Annotated in this window: 4 protein-coding genes and 1 pseudogene; 1 reads left to right on the top strand and 4 read right to left on the bottom strand. The window is 66.0% G+C overall.

The features are described 5' to 3' along the window. From AWB83_RS35810 to AWB83_RS17635, 3 genes and pseudogenes are all read right to left on the bottom strand, one after another. A pseudogene (locus tag AWB83_RS35810) lies at positions 1 to 155 on the bottom strand (alcohol dehydrogenase catalytic domain-containing protein); the annotation flags it as partial. A gap of 38 nt (positions 156 to 193) precedes the next feature. Then, complete coding sequence (locus AWB83_RS17640) at positions 194 to 1420, bottom strand: AGE family epimerase/isomerase (RefSeq protein WP_087046893.1); 1227 nt, start codon at positions 1418 to 1420, stop codon at positions 194 to 196. Positions 1421 to 1528: 108 nt separating this feature from the next. Next, positions 1529 to 2986: a xylulokinase gene (locus AWB83_RS17635; RefSeq protein ID WP_087046892.1), complete on the bottom strand. Its 1458-nt coding sequence runs from the start codon at positions 2984 to 2986 to the stop codon at positions 1529 to 1531. Positions 2987 to 3322: 336 nt separating this feature from the next. Here AWB83_RS17635 and AWB83_RS17630 point away from each other — a divergent pair, with 336 nt between their 5' ends. After that, on the top strand, positions 3323 to 4714 hold the full coding sequence (locus tag AWB83_RS17630; protein WP_087046891.1) for a nucleobase:cation symporter-2 family protein: 1392 nt from the start codon (positions 3323 to 3325) through the stop codon (positions 4712 to 4714). A gap of 140 nt (positions 4715 to 4854) precedes the next feature. Here the strand turns inward: AWB83_RS17630 and AWB83_RS17625 are convergent, their stop codons facing one another. Next, entirely contained in the window at positions 4855 to 6321 is a 1467-nt protein-coding gene (locus tag AWB83_RS17625; protein ID WP_087046890.1) for an efflux transporter outer membrane subunit, read from the bottom strand.

Raw genomic sequence — 6321 nt, 5'->3', positions numbered from 1 at the left:
GGGTCCGCGCCCGAAAGCGTGTAGTAATCGGTATGGCAAATGCCGGTCGCCTTGACCTCGATCAGCACTTCACCCGCACGCGGGCCTTCGAGATCGACTTCCTCGATCGTCAGAGGCTTGCCCGCTTCCCATGCAATTGCTGCTTTCGTCTTCATCGTTCAGCTCCTTGAGTTTCGGTGATGCGGATTCCGTCTCAGCGCACGACGTTGAGCACTTCGTAGCATGCGCCCATCGTGTGATAGTCGGTCTTGCCGGCGGGGCTCTTCTCGTCGCTGTACTGGCGGTTGTCGCGCGTGAGGATGCGATACCACGCCCCCCACTTGTGATCGACGAAATGCTCCCAGCCATAGCGCCACAGGCGCTCGTAATCGCTCCAGTAGCGCGCGGCGAGCGCGGCGTCGCCATCGCGCTGCGCGCGATCCGCGAGCAGGGCCGCAGCAGCGAGCGACTCCGCCTGAACCCAGAAATACTTGTCCTCGTCGTAGAACTTGCCGTCGGGATCGAAGCCATAGACCATGCCGCCATGCTCGTGATCCCACGACAGTTCCAGCGCCCGATCGAACAATTCGCGCGCACGCGTGAGATGCCACGCCTCGGGCCGGTGACGGTCGAGGATCAGCAGAAGCTTCGCCCATTCCGTCTGATGCCCGGGCTGAAAGCCCCACGGCCTGAAGATGTTGCTGCGGTCGCCCTTGTTGTAGTCCCAGTCGATCGACCAGTCCGGCTTGTAGTGCTCCCACACGAGACCGCCCGCGAGGCTCGCCTGGCGGTTCACCATGTTGTCCGCGAGCAGCGCCGCGCGATCGAGATAGCGCGCTTCGCCGGTCGCTTCGTACGCGGCGAGCATCGCCTCGCAGCTATGCATGTTCGCGTTCTGGCCGCGATAGCCGGACACCTGCCAGTCCTCGCTCGCTTCGTCCTTGTAGAGGCCGTGCGCCGCGTCCCAGAAGCGCGTGTCCATCAGCTCCCAGGTTTCGTCGAGATAGGCGCGCGCTTCGTCGAGTCCGGCTTCGATCGCCTTCGCATACGCGAGCACGACGAACGCGAGGCCGTAGCAATGGTTGGTCGCATCGGTGACGTCGCGGCCATCGAGCGTCCACGCATAGCCGCCCGTCCGCGGATTGCGATGAACCTCGCGCAGATACTCGATGCCGTGCACCACGCCGCCGCGATATTCATCGAGGCCGAAGTGCTTGTGCGCCATCGCATAGTTGAAGACGAAGCGCGTGCTCGACACGAGATGCCGCGATGTGCGGTCGTAGATCGTGCCGTCGTTCTTGTAGTAGTGGTAGAAGCCGCCCGCCGGGTCCATGCAGTGCGGGTGATAGAAGGTCATCGTGCGCAACGCGTGATCGAGCAGGAACGCGCGCGAGCGGAAATCGGGGTGCAACGCGGGTGTGGACGGTTCGGGTGCGGGCATGGCTGAATTCGATGTTGTCTTGACGAAGCGAGCATCACTTGCGGCTCATATGAAGCGCCGCTTCATAGTCCCCGCCGCATATTGCGTCGGAATTAAGGGTACGAAAGTTTAAGCGCTCTCGCGCCGCGGTGCGAACCAGTCTTCGGCGCGCTTGTACAGACCGATGAAACGCGCGATCCGTTCATCGAGCGATGCGTTTGCCCGGGGCGTCGCGGCGAGCGTCGCCGCGGGCGCGAGCGATGCGAGGTCGTCCACGCGCCAGTGGCCCGCCGCGATGCCGCCGAGGATCGCCGCGCCGCGCGTCGCCGCGTTCGGGCAATCCACCGCGTGCAGTTCGACGCGCAGTGCGTCGGCGAGCAGTTGCCGCCAGCGTGGATCGACCGAGCCGCCGCCCGCGAGACGCATCGAGTCGAGCGTGGTGCCGTGCTCGCCCAGGTTGCCCCGAATGGCGTCCAGTCCCGCACGCAAGGCGAATGCCACGCCCTCGAACGCGGCGCGCATCATCGTGCCGCGGGTGTCGTCGAGACCGAGTCCGAGCCAGCCGCCGCGCGCGTCCGGGTTCATCCACGGCGAACGCTCGCCGCTCAGATACGGCAGAAAGCTCACGGATGCGCTGGCGTTTGCGGCGAACGCATCGTCGTAGGCTTCGGGCCACGATGCGTAGCCGAGCCAGCCGCGCACCGCTTCGAGCGCGACGCCGACGTTCTGCATCGCCGCCATGCGATACCACGCGCCGGTCGCGGAGCGGTATGTGTGCAAGCCGTGCACCGGCGCGGGCGCGGCGGCGCACATCACGACGATCTGGCCGCCTGTGCCGGTGGTGAGGAGCGCATCGCCATCGGAGGACAAACCGCTGCCGAGCGCGGCGCACGGCGTATCGCCCGCGCCGACGGCCATCGGAATGCCCGCGCGCAAGCCGAGCGCCGACGCCGCTTGCTCCGACAGCGCACCGGCCCGCTCGTGCGACGCCGCAAGCGGCGCGAACCACGCGCGCGGCAAGCCGAGCCTGTCGATGAGCGCGTCGTCCCATTCGCCTGAAGGGCGGCCAAGCGCGGTCGCGCAAGCGTCCGACGGATCGGTGAGGAAGCTGGCAAAAGCGGCGCCGCCGAGCCTCGCGCGCAGCCAGTCCTTCGGCTGCAACGCCCAGCGCGTGTCGGCCGCGACCTGAGGCTCGTTCAGCGCGAGCCAGCGCAGTAACGGCCCGGCCATGCCCGGCGCCACGGGATTCGGCTGCGGCTCGGGCCACGCGTCGAGCAGATCGCGCGCGCGCGTGTCGGGCCAGAGCATCGCGGCGCGCAGCGCGCGGCCGTCGGCGGCGGTCGGCACGACGCCGTGCATCTGCCCGGAAAAGCCGATCGCGCTCACCGCCTCGCGCTCGTTCGCGGGCAGGCGCGATGCGGCATTCACGAGCGCCGAGTACCACGCATCGGGCGGCGTTTCAGCCCAGCCGGGGTGCGCGCTCGTCACGGCATAGGCAGCGCTCGAGAAGGCGACTTCGCGTCCGTCTTCGTCGACGATGGCGAGTTTGAGGGAGCCCGTACCGAGATCGATGCCGAGAAAACGCATGGGATTTTCGAGCGTGAAATGACGTTAGGGAAAACGCGTAAAACGGGGGTTTACCCCGCCAACGCGCGGGGAAGACGAAAAACGGACTATACGCGCGGCGTGATGCACATCATAACGAGCGTCGGAACAAAGCGGCCTTTCGTCACACGACAAAATTCCCTCGTCATGCGTCCAACCCCTTGTGGCAAAGGCTTGCGCACGTTTGCGCCAAGGATGGCGCGCGAAATCCATATCGTCGGGCGAACGCGACGTATAGCGCCGCGCGGTCTTGTTCATGCTTTCCGATGCACTTACCTTGGAGGCCATTCAAATGGAAAGGCTATAAAGGAGAGAGACATGGCTTCAAGTTCGGTGAAACCGTCCGTGCATCCGTGCGACGAACGGCTGCCCGCCGGTCAACTGCTGACCCTCGGCATACAGCACGTTCTCGTGATGTACGCGGGCGCGGTCGCGGTGCCGCTGATTCTCGGCGCAGCGATGAACCTGCCGAAAGACCAGGTCGCGTTTCTCATCAGCGCGGATTTGTTCTCATGCGGTATCGCCACTCTGATTCAGACGCTCGGGCTGTGGATCTTCGGTATTCGCCTGCCCGTCATCATGGGCTGCACGTTCGCCGCCGTCGGCCCGATGGTCGCGATCGGCACCAATCCCTCGCTCGGCATTCTCGACGTATTCGGCGCGACCATCGCGGCGGGCGTGATCGGCATCTTCCTTGCGCCGATGATCGGCAAGCTCCTGCGCTTCTTCCCGCCGGTCGTGGTCGGCACGGTGATCGCGGTCATCGGCCTCTCGCTGATGGGCGTCGGCATCAACTGGGCGGCGGGCGGCGTCGGCAATCCCGATTACGGCAATCCCGTGTATCTGCTGCTCTCGCTCGTCGTGCTCTCGCTGATCCTGCTCATCAACAAGTTCGCGCGCGGCTTCATCGCGAATATTTCGGTGCTGCTCGGCATCGTCGCGGGCTTCATCATCGCCGCGATGCTCGGCCGCGTGAACATGGACGGCGTCGCGCACGCGCCGTGGGTCGGCATCGTGCTGCCGTTCCATTTCGGCATGCCGCATTTCGATGCGCTCTCCGTGGCGACGATGGTCATCGTCATGTTCGTGACCTTCATCGAATCGACCGGCATGTTCCTCGCGGTCGGCGATCTGGTCGAGCGTCCGGTCGATCAGAAGGCGCTCGTGCGCGGCCTGCGCGTCGACGGTCTCGGCACGCTGATCGGCGGCCTCTTCAACTCGTTCCCGCATACGTCGTTTTCGCAGAACGTCGGCCTGATCGGCGTGACGGGCGTGAAGAGCCGCTTCGTCTGCGCGACCGGCGGCGTGATCCTCGTCGTGCTCGGCCTCTTTCCGAAGATGGCGCAGGTCGTGGCTTCGGTGCCGCCGTTCGTGCTGGGCGGCGCGGGCATCGTGATGTTCGGCATGGTTGCGGCGAACGGCATCAAGACGCTGTCGCGCGTGGACTTCTCGAAGAACCATCACAATCTGTTCATCGTCGCGGTGAGCGTGGGAATGGGCATGGTGCCGGTCGTCGCGCCGAAGTTCTTCACGCAACTGCCGCACGCGCTGGAGCCGATTCTTCACAGCGGGATTCTGCTGGCTTCGGTGTCGGCGGTGATTCTGAATATCGTGTTCAACGGCGTGCGCAAGGAGCGCGCGGCGCGACGCGAGATCCGCGAAGCCGCACATGAGTTCGATGGCGCGGCCCACGCGGGAGACGCGCACTAAGGAAGTCGTACCCTGGAAGTGCTTGCTGGCTGTTTGCGTTATGCGCCGCGGTGGGAGCCGCGGCGTTTTTTTTGATCGTGTCCCAGGCGCTGATATCGAACGCCCGGGGTGCTGCACCAGCTCAACGCAGAAACGGCGCGCTAGCCCGCATCCGCCGCGCGCGGCTGATCCCCGGTCCGCTCGACCCACCCGCCGCCGAGCGCCTGATACAACGTCACGAGATTGGCGAGCCGCTGCGTGCGCGCGGTGATGAGCGTCTGCTGCACCGAATAGAGATCCTGCTGCGCCGTCAATACGCCGAGATAGCTATCGACGCCCTGCTTGTAGCGCAGCGTCGACAGATCCAGCCGCCGCTGCTGCGCGGCCGTATCGCGCTCCAACGCCGCGATCTGCTGATCGTAGGTGCCGCGCGCGGCCAGCCCGTCGGCCACGTCGCGGAAAGCCGACTGAATCGCCTTCTCATAGTTCGCGATCTCGATCTTCTTCTGGATGTTCGCAAGATCGAGATTCGCTAGATTCTGCCCGCCCTGGAATAGAGGCAGCGTGATCGTCGGCGCGAAGCTCCACGCCGCCGAGCCCGGCTTGAACAGCCCGCCGAGCGACGGGCTCAGCGTGCCGAAGCTGCCCGTCAGCGAGATGCTCGGAAAGAACGCCGCGCGCGCCGCGCCGATGTTCGCATTCGCGGCGAGCAGGTTCTGCTCCGCCTCCATGATGTCCGGACGGCGCAGCAGCAGGTCCGACGGCAGCCCCGCCGGAATGTCGGTGAGCAGGTTCTGTCCGTCGAGCGCGAGACCGGCCGGCAAGTCGCCCGGCATCGGCTCGCCCAGCAGCAGCACCAGCGCGTTGACCGCCTGCGCCCGCGCGCGCTCCTGCGACTGGAGATTCGCCGCGGCGCTCTCCATCACCGTTTGCGCCTGGCTCAGGTCCAGCTCCGAAGCCGTGCCGTTGTCGAACTGGAGCTTCACGATGCCGTATGAATCGCGCGCGCTCCTGAGCGTCTGCCGCGTGACGCTCAGCAGGTCGTCGGCTTGCAGCACTTGCAGGTACTGCGTTGCCACCTGCGAGACCAGCGAGATCTCGGCCGCCTTGCGCGCGTACGCCGTCGCGAAGTATTTCGCGAGCGCCTGATCCTTCAGGCTCTGCACGCGACCGAACAGGTCGATCTCCCACGCCGCGTTCAGACCCACCGAGTAGGTGTTCTGGATCGTCTGGTTGAAGAGCGACAGATCCTTCGGCGTGCGCTGCTTCGACTGGCCGGCCTGCGCCGCAAGCGTCGGAAACAGCTCCGAGCGCGCGATGCGGTACTGCGCCTGCGCGGCCTGGACGTTGAGCACGGCGACGCGCAAATCGCGATTGTTCCCGAGCGCGATATCGATGAGCCGTTGCAGCCGCGCATCGACGAAGAAATCGCGCCAGCCGACGTCGGCGCCGGCCACGCCCCGGGCGCTGCGCGCGCCGCCATCCGCCGCGCCCGGCTGCGCCGCGTAGGCGCTGCCCGTCGGGAAGCTCGCCGATACCGGCGGCGCGGGACGCTCGTACTTCGGCGTCATCGTGCAACCCGTCGCCAGCGCCGCGATGGCCGTTGCAATCAAGGAGAATCTACGCAT

The organism is Caballeronia ptereochthonis (genome assembly GCF_001545075.1).
In the GTDB taxonomy this organism is placed as follows: Bacteria; Pseudomonadota; Gammaproteobacteria; order Burkholderiales; family Burkholderiaceae; genus Caballeronia; species Caballeronia ptereochthonis.
This window is presented reverse-complemented; position numbering and strand designations above follow the sequence as displayed.